Source organism: Halorientalis pallida (assembly GCF_049605515.1).
Lineage (GTDB): Archaea > Halobacteriota > Halobacteria > Halobacteriales > Haloarculaceae > Halorientalis > Halorientalis pallida_A.
Genome location: NZ_CP187158.1, coordinates 3,276,726 through 3,296,758, shown reverse-complemented (window position 1 = coordinate 3,296,758; position 20,033 = coordinate 3,276,726). Strand labels below are relative to the sequence as shown.

General features: G+C 68.0%; 20 protein-coding genes. 13 read left to right on the top strand and 7 right to left on the bottom strand.

What is annotated here, in order from left to right:
* Window positions 1–87: 87 nt before the first annotated feature.
* From ACOZ4N_RS18625 to ACOZ4N_RS18615, 3 genes are read left to right on the top strand one after another with little or no spacing between them, the layout of a single operon-like run.
* Entirely contained in the window at window positions 88–2,208 is a 2,121-nt protein-coding gene (locus tag ACOZ4N_RS18625; RefSeq protein WP_424017860.1) for a pentapeptide repeat-containing protein, read from the top strand.
* A 40-nt stretch (window positions 2,209–2,248) separates the two neighbouring features.
* Window positions 2,249–2,908, top strand: coding sequence for an HAD family hydrolase (locus tag ACOZ4N_RS18620; RefSeq protein ID WP_424017859.1), 660 nt, complete (start codon window positions 2,249–2,251; stop codon window positions 2,906–2,908).
* Window positions 2,909–2,967: 59 nt separating this feature from the next.
* The gene (locus ACOZ4N_RS18615; RefSeq protein WP_424017858.1) at window positions 2,968–3,576 is read left to right on the top strand and encodes a hypothetical protein; all 609 of its coding nucleotides are present in this window, start codon (window positions 2,968–2,970) and stop codon (window positions 3,574–3,576) included.
* Here ACOZ4N_RS18615 and ACOZ4N_RS18610 read toward each other — a convergent pair.
* From ACOZ4N_RS18610 to ACOZ4N_RS18600, 3 genes are read right to left on the bottom strand one after another with little or no spacing between them, the layout of a single operon-like run.
* Window positions 3,567–4,088, bottom strand: a complete 522-nt coding sequence (locus ACOZ4N_RS18610; protein ID WP_424017857.1) for a DUF2617 family protein — start codon at window positions 4,086–4,088, stop codon at window positions 3,567–3,569. The genes ACOZ4N_RS18615 and ACOZ4N_RS18610 overlap by 10 nt on opposite strands.
* Window positions 4,060–5,871, bottom strand: a complete 1,812-nt coding sequence (locus ACOZ4N_RS18605; protein WP_424017856.1) for a spermidine synthase — start codon at window positions 5,869–5,871, stop codon at window positions 4,060–4,062. Before ACOZ4N_RS18605 ends, ACOZ4N_RS18610 begins: the two co-directional genes overlap by 29 nt.
* A 6-nt stretch (window positions 5,872–5,877) precedes the next feature.
* Entirely contained in the window at window positions 5,878–6,588 is a 711-nt protein-coding gene (locus tag ACOZ4N_RS18600) for a hypothetical protein (RefSeq protein WP_424017855.1), read from the bottom strand.
* Window positions 6,589–6,937: 349 nt separating this feature from the next.
* Between ACOZ4N_RS18600 and nadA the strand changes: the two genes are divergently transcribed.
* The 3 genes from nadA to nadC are packed head-to-tail and all read left to right on the top strand — an operon-like array spanning window position 6,938 to window position 10,401.
* Window positions 6,938–8,059, top strand: coding sequence for a quinolinate synthase NadA (nadA, locus tag ACOZ4N_RS18595; protein ID WP_424017854.1), 1,122 nt, complete (start codon window positions 6,938–6,940; stop codon window positions 8,057–8,059).
* Window positions 8,060–8,062: 3 nt separating this feature from the next.
* Window positions 8,063–9,586: an L-aspartate oxidase gene (locus ACOZ4N_RS18590; RefSeq protein ID WP_424017853.1), complete on the top strand. Its 1,524-nt coding sequence runs from the start codon at window positions 8,063–8,065 to the stop codon at window positions 9,584–9,586.
* Window positions 9,586–10,401, top strand: coding sequence for a carboxylating nicotinate-nucleotide diphosphorylase (nadC, locus tag ACOZ4N_RS18585; protein WP_424017852.1), 816 nt, complete (start codon window positions 9,586–9,588; stop codon window positions 10,399–10,401). Before ACOZ4N_RS18590 ends, nadC begins: the two co-directional genes overlap by 1 nt.
* Window position 10,402: 1 nt before the next feature.
* Here the strand turns inward: nadC and ACOZ4N_RS18580 are convergent, their stop codons facing one another.
* Window positions 10,403–11,164: a GNAT family N-acetyltransferase gene (locus tag ACOZ4N_RS18580; protein ID WP_424017851.1), complete on the bottom strand. Its 762-nt coding sequence runs from the start codon at window positions 11,162–11,164 to the stop codon at window positions 10,403–10,405.
* Window positions 11,165–11,304: 140 nt separating this feature from the next.
* Here ACOZ4N_RS18580 and ACOZ4N_RS18575 point away from each other — a divergent pair, with 140 nt between their 5' ends.
* Window positions 11,305–11,487, top strand: coding sequence for a hypothetical protein (locus ACOZ4N_RS18575; protein WP_424017849.1), 183 nt, complete (start codon window positions 11,305–11,307; stop codon window positions 11,485–11,487).
* Between the two features lie 48 nt (window positions 11,488–11,535).
* Window positions 11,536–11,940, top strand: coding sequence for a hypothetical protein (locus tag ACOZ4N_RS18570; RefSeq protein ID WP_424017848.1), 405 nt, complete (start codon window positions 11,536–11,538; stop codon window positions 11,938–11,940).
* Here the strand turns inward: ACOZ4N_RS18570 and gpmI are convergent, their stop codons facing one another.
* Window positions 11,941–13,458 (bottom strand): 2,3-bisphosphoglycerate-independent phosphoglycerate mutase, encoded by a 1,518-nt coding sequence (gpmI, locus tag ACOZ4N_RS18565; protein WP_424017847.1) that lies wholly within the window; start codon window positions 13,456–13,458, stop codon window positions 11,941–11,943. It lies immediately after the preceding gene.
* A gap of 119 nt (window positions 13,459–13,577) precedes the next feature.
* Between gpmI and ACOZ4N_RS18560 the strand changes: the two genes are divergently transcribed.
* Together ACOZ4N_RS18560 and ACOZ4N_RS18555 are read left to right on the top strand one after the other, a co-directional pair.
* Window positions 13,578–13,973, top strand: coding sequence for a DUF7522 family protein (locus tag ACOZ4N_RS18560; protein WP_424017846.1), 396 nt, complete (start codon window positions 13,578–13,580; stop codon window positions 13,971–13,973).
* Window positions 13,974–14,040: 67 nt separating this feature from the next.
* On the top strand, window positions 14,041–15,291 hold the full coding sequence (locus ACOZ4N_RS18555; RefSeq protein ID WP_424017845.1) for a DNA double-strand break repair nuclease NurA: 1,251 nt from the start codon (window positions 14,041–14,043) through the stop codon (window positions 15,289–15,291).
* Here ACOZ4N_RS18555 and ACOZ4N_RS18550 read toward each other — a convergent pair.
* Complete coding sequence (locus tag ACOZ4N_RS18550; RefSeq protein WP_424017844.1) at window positions 15,288–15,629, bottom strand: DUF7113 family protein; 342 nt, start codon at window positions 15,627–15,629, stop codon at window positions 15,288–15,290. The genes ACOZ4N_RS18555 and ACOZ4N_RS18550 overlap by 4 nt on opposite strands.
* Window positions 15,630–15,734: 105 nt before the next feature.
* Here ACOZ4N_RS18550 and ACOZ4N_RS18545 point away from each other — a divergent pair, with 105 nt between their 5' ends.
* From ACOZ4N_RS18545 to ACOZ4N_RS18535, 3 genes are read left to right on the top strand one after another with little or no spacing between them, the layout of a single operon-like run.
* On the top strand, window positions 15,735–17,609 hold the full coding sequence (locus ACOZ4N_RS18545) for an ATP-binding protein (protein ID WP_424017843.1): 1,875 nt from the start codon (window positions 15,735–15,737) through the stop codon (window positions 17,607–17,609).
* Window positions 17,610–17,663: 54 nt separating this feature from the next.
* A complete protein-coding gene (locus tag ACOZ4N_RS18540; RefSeq protein WP_424017842.1) occupies window positions 17,664–18,092 on the top strand; it encodes a universal stress protein in 429 nt (142 codons plus the stop codon).
* A gap of 44 nt (window positions 18,093–18,136) precedes the next feature.
* On the top strand, window positions 18,137–18,553 hold the full coding sequence (locus ACOZ4N_RS18535; RefSeq protein WP_424017841.1) for a hypothetical protein: 417 nt from the start codon (window positions 18,137–18,139) through the stop codon (window positions 18,551–18,553).
* 35 nt (window positions 18,554–18,588) lie between these two features.
* Here the strand turns inward: ACOZ4N_RS18535 and ACOZ4N_RS18530 are convergent, their stop codons facing one another.
* Window positions 18,589–19,896 carry a KaiC domain-containing protein gene (locus tag ACOZ4N_RS18530; RefSeq protein ID WP_424017840.1) on the bottom strand — a complete coding sequence of 436 codons (1,308 nt, stop codon included), beginning with the start codon at window positions 19,894–19,896 and terminating at the stop codon, window positions 18,589–18,591.
* Between the last annotated feature and the right edge of the window lie 137 nt (window positions 19,897–20,033).

Below are 20,033 nucleotides of genomic sequence, written 5' to 3'. Positions count from 1 at the left end.
CGGCGTCGCGGTGGGTCGGTATCGTGCCGGCACGGCGACGTTTCACTCTCCAAAAATTTTTGAGCCCCGTCCACGACGGTCGGACAAATGGCCGACACGTCACTCAAAGAGAGTCGGTCGATCCTGGAGTTATCGCCCGACGAGCGGGCCGCGGAAGGGATCGACACGGCGGCGGTACAGGAGGCCCTGATCGAGGTGATCCGATACGGCGAGGGCGAGCAGAAGGTGTTCGAGGGGCGCACCTTCCCCCGGCTCGAACTCGACTATCTGGACGTGGGCCGGGAGAACAACCATCCGGTCGAGTTCCGGAACTGCACCTTCGAGGCGGAGATCAGCGTCGAGCACGCCGACGTGATGGTTCCCCTCATCTTCGAGGACTGCGAGATCGGCGGCCTCGAAATCGAGGACGCCCACTTCGAGTACGACGTGGAGGTCGTCGACTCGACGATCACCGGACCGGTCGCCGCCGAGGAGTCACGGTTCGACCGCGACTGTGAGTTCACCGACACCGTCTTCGAGGCCGAGACGCGCCTGGAGGAGATCACCTGCGGCGACGACACCTGCTTCGAGGGTGCGACCTTCGAGGATCTCGTCTCCTTCCGGGGCGGGAGTTTCGCCGGCCGCTCGAACGACATGGACGACAACACGAGTTTCGCCGAGACGACCTTCGCCGACGAGGCCGTCTTCGAGCTGGTCGAACTCCGAGCCAGCACGTTCGCGGGCGCGAGCTTCGAGGGACCGGCGCGGTTCCGCGAGTGCCGCGTCGACGGCGACGTTCGGTTCACCGACACCACCTTCGAGGCCGTGGCGAACTTCGCCGAAGCGCGGTTCACCGAGGACGCCACCTTCGCGGGGGCGGAGTTCGCCGCCGAGGCCCGCTTCCAGGGCGCGGTGTTCGAGGGCGGCGCGCGGTCGCTGGAAGACGACGTGTCCTTCGAGGGCGCGACCTTCGCCGGCCTGGCCCAGTTCGGCGAGGCCGAGTTCCGCTACTCCAACTTCGAGGCCGCGACCTTCCGTGGTGAGGCCGTCTTCGAGGAGACGTGGTTCATGGCCGACGCCGACTTCGTGGGCGCGACCTTCGACGGGCAGGCCGACTTCGACGAGGCCCGCTTCGTCGAGGACGCCGACTTCTCGGAGACGACCTTCCGGGGGAAAGCCGTCTTCCGCGGCGCGGAGTTCCAGGGCCACGCCAACCAGCTGGAGGACAACGCCACCTTCGACAGCGCGACCTTCGAGGACGACGCCAACTTCTCCGGGACCGAGTTCACCGCCGCGAACTTCATGCGCGTCGAGTTCGCCGGTACCATCGAGTTCGCGGACGCGACCTTCTCCGACCGCATCGACCTGCTGGTCCTGGCGACCGACGGCGAGCCCTACGTGAACCTGACCGACGCGACGATCCGCGGCGGCACGATCTCCCAGCCCAAAGACGGGTGGGTCCGCTACGACCTCACGCGGGCCTCCATCGGCGACATCACGCTCCAGTCGGCCGACGAGAGCGGCGGGAGCCAGCGCCTGCTCGATTACTTCCGGTTCTGTAACACCGTCTTCAGCGAGTTCGACGGCAACGAGTTCGACTTCTCGACCCACACGGGCTATCTCGACCGCAACGACTGGGTCCTCCACGAGTTCGACGACACCACCGACCGCAACTACGCCGTCGAGATGACGCCCGAAGTGATCGAGACGACCTACCTCAACGCGAAAAACAGCGCTTCGGCGGCCGGCGACATGAAAGCCGCCGGGGAGTTCCGGGTGAAACGCCAGCAGTACGCCCGGAAGAAACACCTCGCCATCGCCGCCGACGGCGCGAGCGACATCGGCTCCCGGTTCAAAAACGGCGTCCGCGCCGCCGAGAACGCCTTCCTCGGCGTCACCTGCGGCCACGGCATGCGCATCTTCCGCATCTTCGCCGTGTTCGCCGTCGTCCCCTTCTTCTTCGCCTTTTTCTACACCTTCGGCGGCCCGGCCTTCGCGACCGCCCCCAGTCACCAGCTCGACTCGCTCTCGCAACTGGCGACGCCCGAGGGCTTCGGCGAGTTCTACACGATGGTCTCGTTCAGCTACATCACCTTCCTCACCATCGGGTACGGCAACATCGGGGCCAGCGGGTGGGCCTCCCGCATCCTCGTCGCGGCCGAGGTGTACCTCTCGGTCATCCTCGGCGGCCTCGTGCTGTACGCGCTGATCAAGCGCTCGGAGATGTGAGGTCGGAAACCCTTATTCCGTCGCCCACACTACAGGTAGTATGACTTACGATACCGTCGTCTTCGACAACGACGGTGTCCTCGTCGGTCGGACGCACTTCGAGGTACTCCGGGAGGCCACTGCCGACGCGTTCGCGCAGTTCGGCGTCACCGACCCGGGCACCGACCACGTCGAGGATATGACCATCGGCGCGACCCCAGCACAGGTCGCGTCCGTCTGTGACACGTACGATCTCGACCCCGACGCGTTCTGGAGCACCCGCGACCGCACGGTCTCGGAGGCCCAGCAGGCGGAGGCGCGAGCCGGCCGGAAGACGCCGTACGGCGACGTATCGACCATCGCGGACCTCGACGTCAAGCGCGGCATCGTCAGCTCGAACCAGCAGGCGACGGTCGATTTCCTGCTCGATCACTTCGAGATCGACGGGCTGTTCGACACCGCCTACGGCCGCGAGGCGACCATCGAGAGCCTCGACCTCCGCAAGCCCAACGCGCACTACCTGGAGCGGGCGCTCGCCGACCTCGACGCGGACTCGGCGCTGTACGTCGGCGACAACGAGTCCGACATCCGGGCCGCGGAGAACGCCGGCATCGACTCCGCGTTCATCCGCCGTCCCCACCGCACCGACTGGGACCTCAACGTCTGGCCCACGTGGGACATCGACTCGCTCGACGACCTCCACCGGGTCTGTAGCGCCTGAGAACTGACCACGAACTTTCAAGCCCGCCGCCGCCCCAGTGCAAACGAACCCGTCCTGTCATGAGTCCTGCACCCGAATCCGGCGAGTACGAGGCGACGGTCGGCGGCGACCGCGAGAGCGTCGACGCCGGGACCGTCGAGAGCCTGGCCGTCACCGGCGAGCGCTGTGCCGTCGACGTGACCCCCGCGGCCGACGAGTTCCGACTCGCACTGGCCGGCGACCACAACTCCGTCCGCGTCCGCGGCACCGACGAGACCGTGCTCCTCGAACTGACCGGCGACCGCAACTCGCTGTCCCTGGGCGAGGAGATGTCGCTCCGGCGCGAACGCGACGAGGGCGAGGCCAACTCCATCGCCCGGGAGTCGTTCGACACCGAAAGCGAACCCGACCTCGTGCAGACGACCCGCGACGAGGCCTACGCCGGGTTGGGCTGGTTCGGGTACGACCTCGTCTCCTACCAGACCGAGATCGAGCGCGACCACTGCCAGTACTGCGGCCACGACGCCGACCGCGTCATCGAACGCCGCGAGGAGAAGGTCCTCCGTCTGTTCGGGCTGACGTTCACCCTCTCGACGGTCGCCAGTTCCGACGAGTGTTCCTTTTGCCGGGTCCCAGCGAACGCCAGCGTCGACCTCTCCGACCGGGAGCGCCGGGAGATCTATCGCTGATCGACCGCTCGCTCGGCGTCGGTCGCGTCGGCGGTCCGCTGGAGATCGGTTTCGGAGTACACCAGACAGCCGTGTTCGGGGTAGGTGTGATAGGTCTCGTAGCTGTCGCCGTCGACCGCGATAGCGGTGTAGGCGTCGGGCGCGAACTCGTAGGCCAGCTCGAAGTCGCGTCCGGCGGGGTAGGTCTCGATGTCGCGGATCGAGACGCTGGTCTCGGCGGTCACCGACTCGCCGGCGTAGCGGAGTCGCCGGGCCTCGCCCCCGGGCAGGGGGAGTTCGGCCACGGCGTCGTGGGAGAGCGACTTACAGGAGATGATCTCCCGGAACCCCAGATCGGGGGCGTAGACGTAGTGGGAACTCCCGATGACGACGATCTCGGCGGGTGCGCCACAGAGATCGACGGTGGTCTCGGCGAACACCGTCAGCCGGTCGCAGTCGGGGCTGTCGCTCCCGAAGCCGACGAACAGCCGCTCCGCGTGGACCTCAGGGTCCGTAGTCGACGATGATGTCATAGTTTGGGTGGAAGACGCTGTTGGGAGCCACGCCGCGGAACGAGGGAACCGGCCGCCACTCCCGGGCGGCGTAGCGGTCGCGGTGGCGGTCGAGGTACGCCCCGCCCGAGTCGAGGTCGAGGTCGGGCGTCGGGCCCGGCGAGAGGGCGTAGAACAGTTCGCCCCGTTCGGCCCGACCGTCGTCGTTGGCGTCGCCGTAGGCGTGGTAGGGCATGTACGAGTCGAAGCCGGCGGCTTCGATGGTCGTGAGGTACGCGCTCCGGTGTCTCGGGAACCCGTAGCGGGAGTACGCCCACGTCACCGCCAGCCCGTCGTCGGTGAGGTGCTGGCGGACCTGGCGGTAGAACTCCGTCGAGTACAGATGGAGGAGGTCGTCGCTACGCGCGCCGGGCAGGTCCAGCAGGATCAGGTCGTACTGCCGGTCGGTCTCCCGGAGGTACGCGTAGCCGTCCTGACGGTGGACCGTGAGGTTCTCGTAGCGGTAGGCGTCGTCGTGGTACCGCTGGAAGAACGGGTGATCCTTGGCGTAGCGCTGGAACTCCCGGTCGGGATCGACCATATCGACGGTCGCGCCGTGGTCGCGCAGGTAGTTGGCGGCGATCCAGTCGCCGCCACCCAGCAGGAGGACGCGGTCGTCCGAGAGGTTCCGGTCGGCCAGGGGCTCGAACGCCGCGGGCACGTCCACGAGGCCGTGGTGGTAGGACTCGGCCCAGCTCTCACAGAGCTGGATCGCCGCGTCCAGCCGGAGGCAGGTCTCGGGGCCGTCGGGGAACGGGTCGGTCGCGCCGGAGCCGGTCCACTCGCGCTCGTAGAGGACGATGTCCTGGTACCGGGTGGTCTCGTGATCGGTGATCGAGACCGCCATGTTCCGGTCGGGGTACTCGTCCTCGATTCCTTCTTCGAGGTACAGCGTCCGGAGTTCCGACTCGACGCGGTCGTCGGCCGCCAGCGCGCCGGCGTAGGCCGTCGAGGCGACGACACAGACGACCAGCAACGCCCGGACGCCGGTGGCAAAGGTGGCCCCCGGTCCGGCCGACGAATCGCCGGCCGGCCGGTCCCGGTACAGCAGGTAGACGGCGAGGGCGGCCGCCGCGTTCAGGAGGCCGAGGACGAACACCGCCGCGATCAGGCCCAGCGAGGGGTACAGCACCAGCGCGTAGGTGACCGTCCCGACGAGGCTCCCGAGGTAGTCCATCCCGAGGATCGCGGAGAAGCTTCCCTCCTCGTCGGTTCCGTCGGCGGAGTCGGCGGTTTCGTCGGGGTCGGAGATCCGAAAGAGCAGGCCGAACAGCCCTCGTGCGAGTCGCCGGGAGCCACGACCGAGCGAGCCGACGACCGCGAGCGCGCCGAGGTCGGCGTCGACCTCGGCGTCGGCGAGGTCGGTGAGGAAGGGAATCTCCAGGCCCGAGAGGACGCCGACGACGACGATGGGGAGGTGCGAGATCCACAGCGCGACCGTCTCGGCGACGAGTTCCACGGTCTGAGAGCCCGGGACGGGGACGGAGTTGACGGCGACGATGAAGACGAGTCCGAGCGGGCCCGCCAGCGCGAGGTACACCTCCAGTCGGAAGAAGTTCGCCGGGTCGTCGTCGACGTAGCGATAGGCGAAGGCACCGATACCCAGCGAGAACAGAAAGAGGCCGATGGTGATGGAGTAGCGGACGACCGTGCCCCCGAAGATCACCGTGAGCAGTTCGGAGTAGACGAGTTCGTAGACGATGCTACAGAAGGCGACGACGAACGTGAGTCCGAAAACCGTACTGCGTCTGGAGGGCGTCGTCACGACGGCTCAGTCCGACGTGTTCAGTCGGGGCTCGACCTTCCACTTCTCGTCGATCTCGAACTGGCCGCCGCTCTCGACGACGTTCAGATCGACGGCTGACCAGCCCAGATCGCGGTCGGCGTTCTCGGCCTGGAGGTTGGCACCGACGCGGTACCAGCCCTCGCGGAGGTCGCGTTCCCAGCGGACCTGCTCGCCCGCCTCGACGTTCTCCATCCGCGCGTCCCAGTTGCCGGGCGGTCCCGCACCGGGGAGGTTGTCCTCGTCGTCGGTGGGGCCACCGACGCGGGCGAACGCGACCGCGGGGATGGCAACCTGGTACATCTCGATCTGACTCTGGTGGTTGTCCCGCCAGTCGTCGTCGTCGTCCTCGCCGTGCCAGATGGCACGGCCGTGCGCGCCGTGGGGCGCGCCCGCGTAGGAACTGCCGCTCCCGCGGCCGACGGCACCCCGGCCTTTGGCCGCGCGAGCGACGCCGACGGGTGCGAGCGATCCGACCGCATCCGCGGCGACAGCGTTGTTGCCGTCCGTGGCGGCGGCTTCGGCTTCGGGCTGGTCCTCCAGCGGGACGACCAGCGCGTTCGCGGAGACCTCCACCGGCTCGAACACGTCCGACTTTCGCGGCGGCGGCAGTTCACTCGACCCGAGCAGGCCACAGCCGGCCAGACTCGCGGCACCGAGGGCGCTTCCCGTCGCGGCGAGGAACTTTCGGCGGTCCATACTTGTTTGTCATCGTGGCAACCTATACTTTAATCCTACTGTTCGGACGACAGCCAAGACCGTACAACTCCGAAAACGGGCGGCGGAGCGTCAGAGGCACCCCTCGGACACGTCGGCCGTGGGCGTCACCCGTGGGACCGAACGGTTCGACCGGACCCGAGACGGATCGTCGACCACGGCCCCCAGAGCGGCGCGGTAGCCGCTGAACCGCCGCCTCAGTCGGGATGTCGGCCCGACCCCGGCAATATCTGCGTGGAATCCCACCGGAACCGCACATTGAAGGCAAAATCTTTTCAATACCGGATACCGTACGACATACAACACCAATCGGGTGGTCCACGTGCCGGAAATGGAAACAGCGCAGTTCGAGACGGACCTGAGTCTCTTCAAGTACGACAATCTGGAACAGCTCCCGCCGGCCTACCGGGACCTCGACGAGGACGAGCGCACCGAGCGCATCGAGGCCGCCCTGGCCGAACTGGGTGACGACGTCGTCATCCTGGGACACAACTATCAGCGCCGCGAGATCGTCGAGCACGCCGACTTCGTGGGCGACTCCTACCAGCTGAGCAAGGAGGCGGCCAACGCCGACGCCGACTACGTGATCTTCGGCGGCGTGACGTTCATGGCCGAGTCCGCGGACATCATCACCGACGACGACCAGTCGGTGATCCTCCCGAGCATGGAGGCGTCCTGTCCGATGGCCGGGATGGCCGAGGCCCTGCAGGTCGACGCCGCCTGGGCGGAGATCACCGCCGAGACCGACGACGACATCATCCCGATCACGTACATGAACAGCTACGCCGACCTGAAGGCCTTCTGTGCCGAGCAGGGCGGGCTGGTCTGTACCTCCTCGAACGCCCACAAGGCCTTCGAGTACGCCTTCGAGAAGGGCGACAAGGTCCTGTTCCTCCCCGACAAGCACCTCGGAGAGAACACGGCCCACCGACTCGACATGGCCGAGGAGATCGTCGAGTGGGACCCCTGGGACCCCGAGGGCAAAGACGCCAGCGCCGCGGCCGAGAACGACATCATCCTCTGGGACGGCTACTGCCAGGTCCACGAGCGGTTCCGCGCGAGCCACATCGAGGACCTCCGCGAGGAGCGCCCGGACGCCAACGTGGTCGTCCACCCCGAGTGTCGCCGCGAGGTCGTCGAGGCCGCCGACGTGGTCGGCTCCACCTCGACCATCTGCCAGACCGTCGAGGACGCCGACCCCGGCGACACCTGGGCCATCGGCACCGAGATCCACCTCGCCAAGCACCTCGACCGCTGGCACCCCGAGGTCGAGGTCCTGCCCCTTTGTGGCGACGCCTGCATGGACTGCAACGCCATGCGCCAGATCGACCCCAACTACCTGACGTGGGTGCTGGAGGAACTGCTGGAGGGCCGCGAGCGCAACGTCATCGAGGTCGCCCCCGAGGAGAAGGAACTCGCACAGGTCGCGCTGGACCGGATGCTGGAGATCTAACCGATGACTGACCACACCGAAACCGACGTTCTCGTCGTCGGCTCCGGCATCGCCGGCCTCGCGAGCGCGCTCGCCGCGGCCCGGGAGGGCGCGGACGTGACCGTCGCGACGAAGGCCACCCGTCCGGAGGGTGCCTCCTCGTGGTGGGCACAGGGCGGCATCGCCATCGCCCGGGACGACCCCGAGCAGTTCAAGGCCGACATCCTGGAGGCTTCCAGCGACACGGCCGATCCCGACGCCGTGGACGTGCTGGTCGAGAACGCCAACGAAGCGGTCGAGGACGTGTTGCTGGAGACGCTCGACGTGGAGTTCGACACGAACGGCCAATCCGGCTTCGACTTCGGTCGCGAGGCCGCCCACTCCTCGAACCGCATCCTGCACGTCGACGCCTCGACGGGCAAGCACATCCACGTCCCCTTCCTGAACTACCTCGATTCCCACGACGACGTGACGATCCGGGACGACACCGCCGCGCTCGAACTGATCCGCCACGAGGGCCGGGTCCACGGCGCGGTCCTGGAGTCGGACGGGGACTTCGAACCCACCTACGCGGGCGCGGTCGTCCTCGCCACCGGCGGCATCGGCGACCTCTACCCGCGGACGACCAACCCCGCCGGCTCGACGGGCGACGGCATCGCCATGGCCGCGCTCGCGGGCGCGGACGTGACGGACATGGAGTACGTCCAGTTCCACCCGACCGTCTGCGTGGCGAACGACAGCCCGTTCCTCGTCTCCGAGGCCGTCCGGGGCGAGGGCGCGGTCCTCCGCAACGGCGATGGCGAGCGGTTCATGCCCGACTACCACGAGGACGCCGAACTCGCGCCCCGGGACGTGGTGGCCCGCGCGGTCAAGACCGAACGGGACGCAACCGGCGAGGTCACGCTGGACGTGAGCCCGCTCGATTTCGCCGGCGAGTTCCCGGATCTCGTCGAGAAGTGCGAGGACCACGGCGTCGACTACGAGGACGGCATCCCGGTCGCGCCCGCCGAGCACTTCCTCTGTGGCGGGATCGACGTGGACGAACACGGCCGGGCGAGCCTCGACCGGCTCTACGCCGTCGGGGAGTGCGCCCGCACGGGTGTCCACGGCGCGAACCGGCTGGCCTCCACGTCCCTGCTGGAGGGGCTGGTCTGGGGCCTGCGCGCCGGCGAAGACGCCGCAGGCAAGGACGTGGACGTGATCGAAGCGCCGGAACTGCTGGAGCGGGACCCCGAGCTGCCCGAGCGGTTCGCCGAGGAGAAGTTCCACCGGCTCCGGCGCGTGATGGACGAGTACGTCGGGCTGGAGCGTGATCCCGACGACCTCGGCCGTGCGATGGCGGTCCTGCGCCGGCTGAAGGGTGAGGTCGACGCCTACACCCGGACCCGGACCTCGCGGTCGCTGTACGAACTCCGGGCGGCCAGCGTCACGGCGCTGTTGATCGCCCGGCAGGCCGCCGAGAACGAGGAGTCGGTGGGCTGTCACCACCTCGTCGAGGAGGCGAGCGCGGACGGGGGTCAGGCACCCGAACCGCGGGCCGACGACTGATGCTCCCCGACTCGACAGTCGAGGACTGGCTCCGGGAGGACCTGGGCCACCACGACGTGACCAACGAGGTCCCGGGGGAGACGACGGGGCGACTCGTCGCCAAGGAACCCGGTATCGTCGCCGGCCTCGACGCCGCCTGTGCCGTCTTCGAGTATCTGGACGTGACCGCCGAGCGCGCCGCGGAGGCCGGCGACCGCGTCGAGAGCGGCGGGACCGTCCTGCGCGTGGCGGGCCCCGCACGAGAGGTCCTGCGCGGCGAGCGCGTCGCGGTCAACGTCGCAGGCCACGCCTCCGGCGTCGCGACGAAGACCCGCCGCGCGGTCGAGGCCGCCCGCGAGGTCGACGACGCGGTAACCATCGCGGCCACCCGCAAGACGACGCCGGGCCTGCGCGGTGTGGAGAAGCGCGCGGTCGTCGCCGGCGGCGGCGACACCCACCGGCTGGATCTCTCGCACATGGTGATGGTCAAGGACAACCACGTCGCGGAGATGGGCCTCGAAGGCGCGGTGGAACACTTCCGCGAGCGGGCCTCCTTCGCCACGAAGATCGAAGTCGAGGTGGAGAGTCCGGACGACGCGCCGCGGGCGGCCGACGCCGGCGCGGACATCGTCCTGCTGGACAACATGACCCCCGACGAGACCGCCGAGGCCGTCGCGAAACTCCGCGAGCGCGACGACGACACGCTCGCCGAAGCCTCGGGCGGGATCACCGTCGCGGACGTGCCCGACTACGCGGCGACGGGCGTGGACGTGATCTCGATGGGGAGCCTGACCCACTCGGCGGACACGCTGGATTACTCGTTCCGGACGGGGTAAGTCACCCGCCGCGGACCGGTTCCGGACCGCCCAGATCGGCGGCGAGCATGATCTCGTCGACCGGTTCGCCGTCGATCTCGAAGTGGTCGTTCCGGACGGCCTCGATGCGCCAGCCGTTCTCCTGCAGGAACGAGACCGCGAGGTCGTTGGTCTCGGGCAGGGAGTTGTACACGCGCCGACAGCCGTTGGTGCGGGCCCACTCCATCCCGCGCTGGAGGAGGTGGCTGCCGATGCTGTACCGGCGGTACTCCACGAGGACGCCGACGGTTATCTCGGCGGTGTGGGCGAGTTTCGCCAGCCGCGGAATCTCGACCTGGCACCAGCCGACGACCTCGTCCTCGACGGTGGCGACGAAGAACACGCGGGTCTCGCCGGCGTTGTTACGAAAGAGCGCGTCCTCGTACTCGAGTTGTTCCGCGACGCTCTCGGCGACCAGATGCTCTCGCTGGTCGGCGACCTCGCGGACGACGCCGAGCAATCCCGTCGCGTCGGCCTGACAGGCCGGTCTGATCTCGTAGTGCAGTCCCGCCGTCTCGTGTTCTTCGCTCTCGCCGCAGTCGAGCTGGACCCGGAGTTTCCCGTCGTCGGTCTCGCGGACGTACCCGTCCCGTTTCAGGATCGAGACGTGATGGCGGAAGGTTTCGGGGTCGATACCGACGTGTTCGGCGGCCTCGCTGGTGTCGACGGTCCCGTGACGTTCGACGTAGCGATAGATCGACATGCGGTCGTCGTCGTCGAGATCGAAAGAGCCGAAGGGGCTCATTTCTCGGCGTGTAGGGACTCCCGGTGTATACAACTTACTACCGTCTGACAGGATTTGATACTCGGGTGGAACCTGACTGGCAAGGAACACGCAGGCGGATTGACCAGTCAGGGCGTCGTACTGCCGACAGGGTGATCCGCGTGGATTCGCGACTGCTCGCGGGCACCGCGGCGCTGGTACTCGGTGCCGTCGTCGTCGGGATCGAACTGCTCGGCGTGATCGAGAGCGCGCCCGTCCTCTTGCTCCCGACGGGCGTCCTCGCGCTGGCCGCGGGCACGCTGCTGGTCGGCACGTCCGGGCCGGTCCGGGGACAGGCGGCCTGACCGATCCGCTTCCGGCCGGTTAAGTGGCCCCGCCCGCTCTGGGTGGACATGGCCGACGAGACGAGTTCCCCCGGTCTCGCCGTGACAGTGGGACGGCTCGGCCTCGCCGTCACGGCTGGCGGGAGCCTCGGCGTCGTGGGGTACGTCGTGTTCCCCGATCCGCTCCCGGGCCTGCTGGCGGGGCTGGCGACCGCCGCCGGCATCTTCCTGCTGGTCCCGCTCCTGCTGGCACCGGAGCAGGTGGCCCGCGAGGCGAGCGCCCGCCGAACCGCCGGCGTCGATCCGATCCCGGCCGGCGTCGCCCTCGCGGGGAGCGCACCGCTCGTTTTCGTCGGGATGTTTCTCTCGGGGTCGGTCGCCCTGGCCGCGGCGCTCGGCCTACTGGGTGCCGTCTCCGGCTACCGGCTCTTCGCCGCGGCCGTCCCCGACGAGGCCCCCGATCCGGCCGAGTGATCACTGAAGCAGTGACTCGCCGGTCATCGCGTCGGGTTTTTCGATGCCCATCAACGACAGCAGGGTCGGGGCCACGTCCGCGAGCGTGCCACCGTCTCTGGCCGTATGGCCGCCGTCGGTCCCCTCGGCGTCGAGGTAGACGAACGGAACGGGGTTGAGCGTGTGGGCGGTGTGCGGATTCTCGACGGTGCCCATGTCGTCGGCGTTGCCGTGGTCCGCGGTGACGAGGGCGGCCCCGCCCGCCGCGTGGATGGCGTCGACCAGCCGGCCGACCTGTTCGTCCACGGCCTCGACGGCCTCGACGGCGGCGTCGAAGTCGCCGGTGTGGCCCACCATGTCGGGGTTCGCGTAGTTGAGGACCAGCGCGTCGGGGTCCTCGGACTCGATCAGATCGATAGCGGTGTCGGTCACCGCGGGCGCGCTCATCTCGGGTTGCTGGTCGTATGTCGGCACGTCCGGACTCTCGACGATCTCGCGGATCTCGCCGGGGAACTCCACCTCGCGCCCGCCGTTGAGGAAGTAGGTGACGTGGGCGTACTTCTCGGTCTCGGCGATGCGCACCTGGGTGTGGTCGGTGTCGGCGAGGACTTCGCCCAGCACGTCCGCGGGCTGGTGGGGCGGGTACGCGACCGGCAGGTCGAAGGTCTTGTCGTACTCGGTCATCGTGACCAGTCGCGTCTCGGGCGGGTCGGTCGCGAAGTCCCACTCGGGGTCGATGTCGGCCAGCATCCGGGTCAGCTGGCGGGCCCGGTCCGAGCGGAAGTTGAAGAAGACGATCGAGTCGCCATCAGAGAGCGCGGGTCGCCCCTCGACCAGCGTCGGCTCGACGAACTCGTCGGTGGTGTCCCGGTCGTAGGACTGGGTGACGGCGTCGACGGCGCTCGGAGCGGTGTACTCGGCCTCGCGCTCGACGATGGCGTCGTAGGCTTTCTTCGTGCGCTCCCAGTTCTGGTCGCGGTCCATGGCGTAGTAGCGGCCGGTGACGGTCGCGACGTGGCCGGTGCCCCGGTCATCGGCGTGGGCTTCGAGCGCGTCGAGGTACGCCTCGCCGCCCGTGGGCGCGGTGTCCCGCCCGTCAGTGAAGGCGTGGGTGACGGCTTCGGCGTCGCGCTCGGCGGCGATGTCGATCAGCGCGTGGAGGTGTGACTGGGCGGAGTGGACGCCGCCGTCGCTGACCAGACCCATGAAGTGGACGCGGCCGTCGTTGTCGCGAGCGTAGTCGAACGCCGAGTTCAGGGCCTCGTTGTCGCCGAGGTCGCCGTCGCGGATGTCGTCGGTGATCCGTGTCGTCTCCTGTTTGACGACGCGGCCGGCACCGATGTTGAGGTGGCCGACCTCGCTGTTGCCCATCTGTCCCTCCGGGAGTCCGACCCGGCGGCCGTGTGTCTCCAGTGTGGTCGACGCGCCCTGCTCGCGGAAGCGGTCGACGGTCGGCGTGTCGGCGGCCCGCACGGCGTCGCGGGCCGATTCGTCGGGGTTGAGACCCCAGCCGTCGAGGATGACCAGACCCACCTGCATACGCGAGGCGTCGCCACGGTGCGGTAAAGAGGCGTCGGACCTGCCCCGCCGCGTCCGAGCCCCCGGCAGGAGTATCGGAGACCACCGACGTTATATAACAGGACAGCCAGGGCTAACGCATGGAGACGACCATCGTGGACGAGGCCTTCGCCGAGAAGTTGGTGACGACCGCACGCACGGCGGCGGGTGACAGCCTCCGCTCGCTGACCTACTTCACGCGCTCGAACTTCGAGCAACTGTATCTCCGCGATGACCTCGAACGCGACGCCGATCTGGACAGTTTCATCGGCCACGAGTGGCGCGGCTTCAAGAACACGACCGACGCCTACCGTGGCACCGAGCTCGGCGAGTACCGCTACACCATCCGCGTCTTCGAGAACGGCTTTCTCCTCCGGGTAACCAGCGACCGCGACGGCGTGTTCCTCACCACCGACGGCGCGACCATCCGCGATTTCAACTCCTACGTCACCGCGATCAAGGAAGTGCTGGACGAGAAGACCGGCCGCGACGAGTAGGCCGGCCATCCCGAACCCGCCCGCCGGCCCCGGACACTTTTCCCGCCCCCATCCGTTCGACCGGATAATGACGCTCGACCCGGTGCATTTCGACGGGATCGCCCAGCTCGCCGGCCGCATCGAGAGCGGTGTCGACGCCAGCGACCACCGGGACCTCGCCAGTACCGTCTGGGCCGACTTCCTCGACCCCCTCTACCACGAGGGCACGCCCATCCTCGAACCGCTCGGCGACCAGCGCTGTCGGCTCGTCGACGTCGAGGACGCGGCGCTGATGGAGTCGCCGTTCCCCACCCAGCACGGCCTCGATTCGGGGACCATCAACCCCACGACGTTCAAGAACGGCCTCGTCATCGACGTGGCCCAGGCCGCGATGGCCGCCGTCCCCTCCGATCTGGATCTGCATCGGGGCCGCACCATCGTCAGCACCGTCCACTCGAACGACGGCACCGTCGACGTGACCGAAGACGACTGGAGCCTGTTCGATCAGGGGTACGGCCGCGGGCGCATCCTCCAGGCCCCCCGCGTCGACCGGTTCGAACAGACCGTCGTCCACGCCCTGGCGCTCTACCTCGCCGAGAGTACCCACGCCAAACTCAACGCCGACATGGTGGCGGACCTGCTGATCCTGGACGGGCCCATCTACCCCACCGGCCTGCTGAAGTGGACCGACCAAGACCCCACACTCGCGGAACTGCTCGTCGAGGACGAACGCCCACGCGACGTGGTCCAGCACTACGTCGACCTCGTGGAACGGTTCGTCCAGCGTGACGTACCGCTGGTGGGCTTCGTCAAGAGCACGGCCTCGAAGGCGATAACCCGAACCGTGCGCCGGAAGTCCGCCGCCCCGTGGGTCAACGACGCCGCCCTGTTCGAGCAGATCCTCCGGCGCACCGACGACGACGGCGAGACCGACACCGACGTGCTGACCTTCACCAACTGGTTCGTCTCCCGGGCCGGCGCGGACTGTCCCCTCTCCGTCGAGAGCGACCTCGATCTGGACCTGACGAAGGAACTCGACCCCGAGGCCTACGAGGTCACGTTCTTCGTGATCTACGACCCCCGCGAGGAACTGGTCTACCGGGTGGAAGCGCCCTACGCGTTCACGAGAGACGAGGCCCTGCGCGAGGACCTGACCATGCAGGTCGTCTCCGACGTGGCCGCCCGGACCGGCCCGCCGCTGGCCGTCGAGAAAGCCGACGAGTTGGCGCGGATCAGCCGACAGGAGAAAGCCGCCCTGCAGCGCCAGCTGGAGGAGACCTTTTCGAGCGACCGCCAGCGCGAGTACAACGACGTGCGCTGGGAGGGCGTGGAGTTCTAGTGGGTCTCGGCCTCGGTCTTCGTGACTTCGATTTCCACGTCGTCGGCGTCGACGCCGACGCGGGCGAACTGGGTGCGGACGTGTTCCTTGGCGGCCTCGATGGCGCGCTCGCGGGTCTCGAAGCCGTGGGGCATCGGCGTCTCGAAGGCGACGTTGAGGTCGCGGCCCGCGATGGTTGTCGACTGGCCGCCGCTCTCGACCTCGTAGAACGAATCGCAGACCCAGATGTAGGGCGCGTCTTCGTCGGGCGCACCCTTGAACGACGGCGAGGACTCGCCGCGTTCGTACAGCGTGCCGGTCAGGTCCGTCCCCCCGGCGGAGCCTCGGATGAGTAACATAGCCGCAAGTACGCGACCGGCGGGCAAAAAGCCCGCGTCGGCGGTGATCGGCGCGGCCCGCCCGCGGGGGAAACGTGTTTGACCCGCCGGGCCGATGTGGCTGGTATGTCAGATCTGGGCGATTTCACCGATTTCGACGGGAGCGGGGACGAGGCGTCCGGCGGCGGCACCGAGGACGAGTCGGCCGACGACGAGACGCCCGACGCGGCCGAGACGGCGAGCGAATCGGCGGTGACCGAGGACGTGGGAACACCCGACGACGAGACACCGGAGTTCGAGACCGTCGACGTATCACCCGCGGGGAAAGACCGCGGCATCGGCGTCCTCTCGGCATCGGAGGGGCTGACGATCAGCGAGGACCCCGACGACACGGAGCTGCGGGCCTACGTCACCGTCGAGAACCGCTCCACCGTCCGGATCGGCAAGTACCTGCTCGTGCCCTATCCCGACGGCGAACGGCTGTTCTGCCGGATCACCGCCCTCGAATACGCCCAGGAGTTCCGCACCGACGACGCCACCGAGATCCACGCCCGCCGCGCGATGCGTCAACGGGGCATCGACGAACAGGACTTCAAGTTCATGGCCACGCTCGAACCCGTGGCGGTGTTGTTCGAGCAGGACGGGGAGTTGAAACGGCGGATGACCGACCGCGTGCCCAAGCCCGAGACGGTGGTGCGGCCCGCCACTGACAAATCCGAGATCAAGACCGGGCTGAAGATGCCCGAGGACGGGGTGTTCCTGGGCCACCTCGCGGTGGGTGGCGAGCGCGTCCAGACCGCGGCCGAACCGCCGACCATCGACTACCGGCTGAAAGACGACTACGACGCCGGCGACCCGCTGGTCTTCCGGCACACCCTCGTCGCCGGCGGCACGGGGTCGGGGAAGACCCACGGCTCGAAGAACATCCTCAGACAGTACCTCGACGATGATCGAACCTACCCCGTCGAGTCCGGCGACGACCGCGAGGTCCAGGCCGCCGTCGTCCAGTTCGACCCGCAGGACGAGTACGCTCAGATGCACGACGACAACCCCGACCTGGACGACGACGACCGCCGACGGCTGGAGCGCGAGGGTGTCGCCTACGGCGGCCACGACGACACCATCGCGTTCGTCCCGAAGGTCGACGGGTCGACCTACGCCGCCGACCACCACCGCGCCGAGCAGGTGGCGTTCACCATCCCCTTCTCGATGGTGCGGGGCAACCCGTGGCTGGTCGCCGGGAGCGGGCTCAACGACAACCAGTACGGCGGCCTCCGGTACCTTCTGAACCGCTTTTTCGACAACTACGGTGCCGAAGGAACCTACCAGCAGTTCGTCTCGTTCCTCGACGACCCCGCGCTGAAGGAGGAACTCGACGAGAGCGGGCGCGTCCACGAAGCTACCTTCGACGCCATTCGCCGCCGTGTGCGGGGCTTCGGCGACGTGTTCGATCAGGACGCTCGACCGATCACCGAGCAGATTCACGAACTCGTCCGGCCAGGGGGACTCACCGTCGTTCCCACCTACCACATCAACGACACCCGCACCACGGAGACCATCGTCCTCGCGGTGTCCAGTCTCCTCGTGGACGAGAAACTGTCGAACGACCCGCGCTACGACCGGATCAAGGAGACGCCCCTCGTGGTCGGCATGGACGAGGCGCACAACTTCCTGACCGACGCCGACAGCGTGCAGGCGGGCAAGGTCATCTCGAAGTTCACCGAGGCCGCCAAACAGGGCCGGAAAGAGCGGCTGGGCCTCTTTCTCATCACCCAGGACCCTCAGGACATCGCCGAACCCGTGTTCAAGCAGATCAACACCACCGTCGTCCTGAACCTCGGCGACGAGGACGCCATCTCGGCGGTGAACATCCCGTCGAACCTCGAAGCAAAGGTGCCCTACATGGAGAAAGGCCAGATGGTCGTCTACTCGCCGGACAACTCCGAACCCGTGGAGTTGATCGGGCTCCCAGTCTGTGTGACCAAGCACGGGCGGGACTGAGCGCCCCGGCGGACAGCCGCTACACCTTTGTCGCGTGCCATGTTACCTCTACGCATGGGAAAGCGCATCCTGGTTCCCGTCGACGGCTCCGAGCAGTCCCGGGAGGCCTGTGACTTCGCCATGCAGGAGCACCCCCAGGCGGAGTTCGTGCTGTTGCACGTCATCAACCCGACGGAGGCGGGGTACAGCGCCGGCGCGTCGTTCCCCGCCGCGTCCGAGGAGTGGTACGAACACGCGAAGGAAGACGCCGAGGAGTTGCTCGAAGAACTGGAGGCGGAGGGCCGGGACCTCGACGCGGCCATCACGACCGACACAGTGGTCGGCAAGCCCGCCCGCGCTATCGTCGAGTACGCGGCGGAACACGACATCGACCGGATCGTGATGGGGAGCCACGGTCGCTCGGGGGTCACTCGCATCCTGCTCGGCAGCGTCGCCGAGAACGTCGTCCGGAACGCGACGGTCCCGGTGACCGTCGCGCGGTGACGCGCGACAGAAGACATTTACCCCGACTCGATGACCCCCCGACCATGCGACGGCGTGCCCTCCTCGCCGCGGTCGGGACCGGCTGTGTTGCCCTCGGTGGGTGTCTCGGTGATGACGCCGACATCGACGACGGAGCGTCCCCGAGTGGATCAGCCGATCCGGAAGGGAACGTCCCGATCCGAATCGACAATCAGCGCGACGCGACCAGCACGGTGACGGTGACCGTCACCGCCGAGAGTGCGACGGTGTTCGAGGATACCGTCGACGTGGCGGCGGGCGAGTCGACCACACTCGACCCCGGCCTCGACGAGACGGGGGAAGGCTACGAGCTGATCGCCGAGACCGACGACGGCCGGCGGGACACGTTTCCGTTCTCTATCGAGGAGTACGACCTGCAGAACAGATCGAAACTCCTCGTGTGGATCACCGAGGACCGACTCGAAACGGGTATCGAGGAGTAGCGGAGCGGCTGGCGGACGAGCGTGCAAAAAGGTCGTTAGAAGATGTTGGCCTGCTGGTACACGGAGATCCCGTCGCCGGTGATCTCGTAGGGTTTGGTCTCCCGGGAGTGGTTGGCGTTCCGGATCTTCTGGATCTCGACGGCCATGCGGGTCTCGCGGGTCTCCTGGCGGACGTACCGCAGGTGGAAGACGGCGTCGGTCAGGTACTCGATGATGCCGTGGCGGGAGGCGTACTCGTGGGACTCGCTGGCCTCGGAGGTGAGCATCGTGGTGACACCGGCTTTCTTCAGCGAGCGGGTGAAGTCGAACACCTGCGTCCGGCGCTTGGCCTGGTTGTCGTACATCATCTCCAGCAGGGACACGGAGTCCAGCACGAGGCGGTCGGCACCGAAGTCCTTGATGAGTTCGGGGAGTTCGGCCTGGATGTTCTGGAGGCTGTTGGCCATCTCCACGGGGTCCAAGTCGATGATGGCGAGGTTGTCTTCGTCCTCGTGTTCGGCGAAGTTCCAGTCGCGCTCGTCGGCGGTCGCCATGATCGCGTCGTGGCTCTGTTCGAGCGTGATGAAGACGGCTTTCTCGGTTTCCTCCTTCTCGAGGCCGTGGTGGAGAAACTGGAGGCCGAACGTGGTCTTCCCGGTCCCGGCCGAGCCGATGGTGACGATGAGGTGGCGACGCGGGATGCCGCCCTGAATCATGTCGTCCAGGCCGGTGATCCCCACGTCGAGGCGGGGGATGTCGGACTCGAAGTCCTCGTCGTCGAACTCGCTGCCGCCGCCGCCACCGCCGCCACCGCCGCCGGCCGATCCGAACGCGGAGGCGAAGTCGTCGTCGAACAGTTCGCCGTCGTCGCCGCCACCGCCGCCACCACCGCCACCGCCGAAGGGGCCGCCGTCGTCGCTCCCGCCGCCACCGCCGAAGGGACTGTCCTCGTCGCTGTCGCCGCCACCGCCGCCGAACGGGCTCTCGTCGCTGTCGCCGCCGCCACCGCCGAACGGGCTCTCGTCGCTCGGACTCTCGCTCTCGCTGGCACCGAAGGCCGCGCCGTCACCGCTCTCGCCGCCGAACGGACTCTCGCCCTCGTCGGCGCTGTCGTCGCCGAAACCGCCGGCATCGTCGTCTCCGAACGGACTGTCGCTGTCGTCGCCGAACGGAGAGTCACCGCCAGCGTCGTCACCGGACGATCCGTCGCCGTCGTCGCCACCGAACGGGTCGCCAGCGTCGTCGCCGAACGGCGACTCCTCGTCGGCGGACTCGCGGTCGTCGTGCCCGTCGTCAGCGGTCTCGGCGTCGTCGCCGTCTTCGTCACCGACGGCGCTCTCGAACCAGTCGTCGTCCTCACTCATGCGTGGCTCACTGACGGCCGGGTGGCCATACCCGACCCTGGGTATGCTTCGTGATTAATGTTACCCGGGCCTCACGTCCCGATACGCCCGCTCGGGTCGGGTCCGCCCGGTTTATAGTGACCCGTTGCCAAACCCGA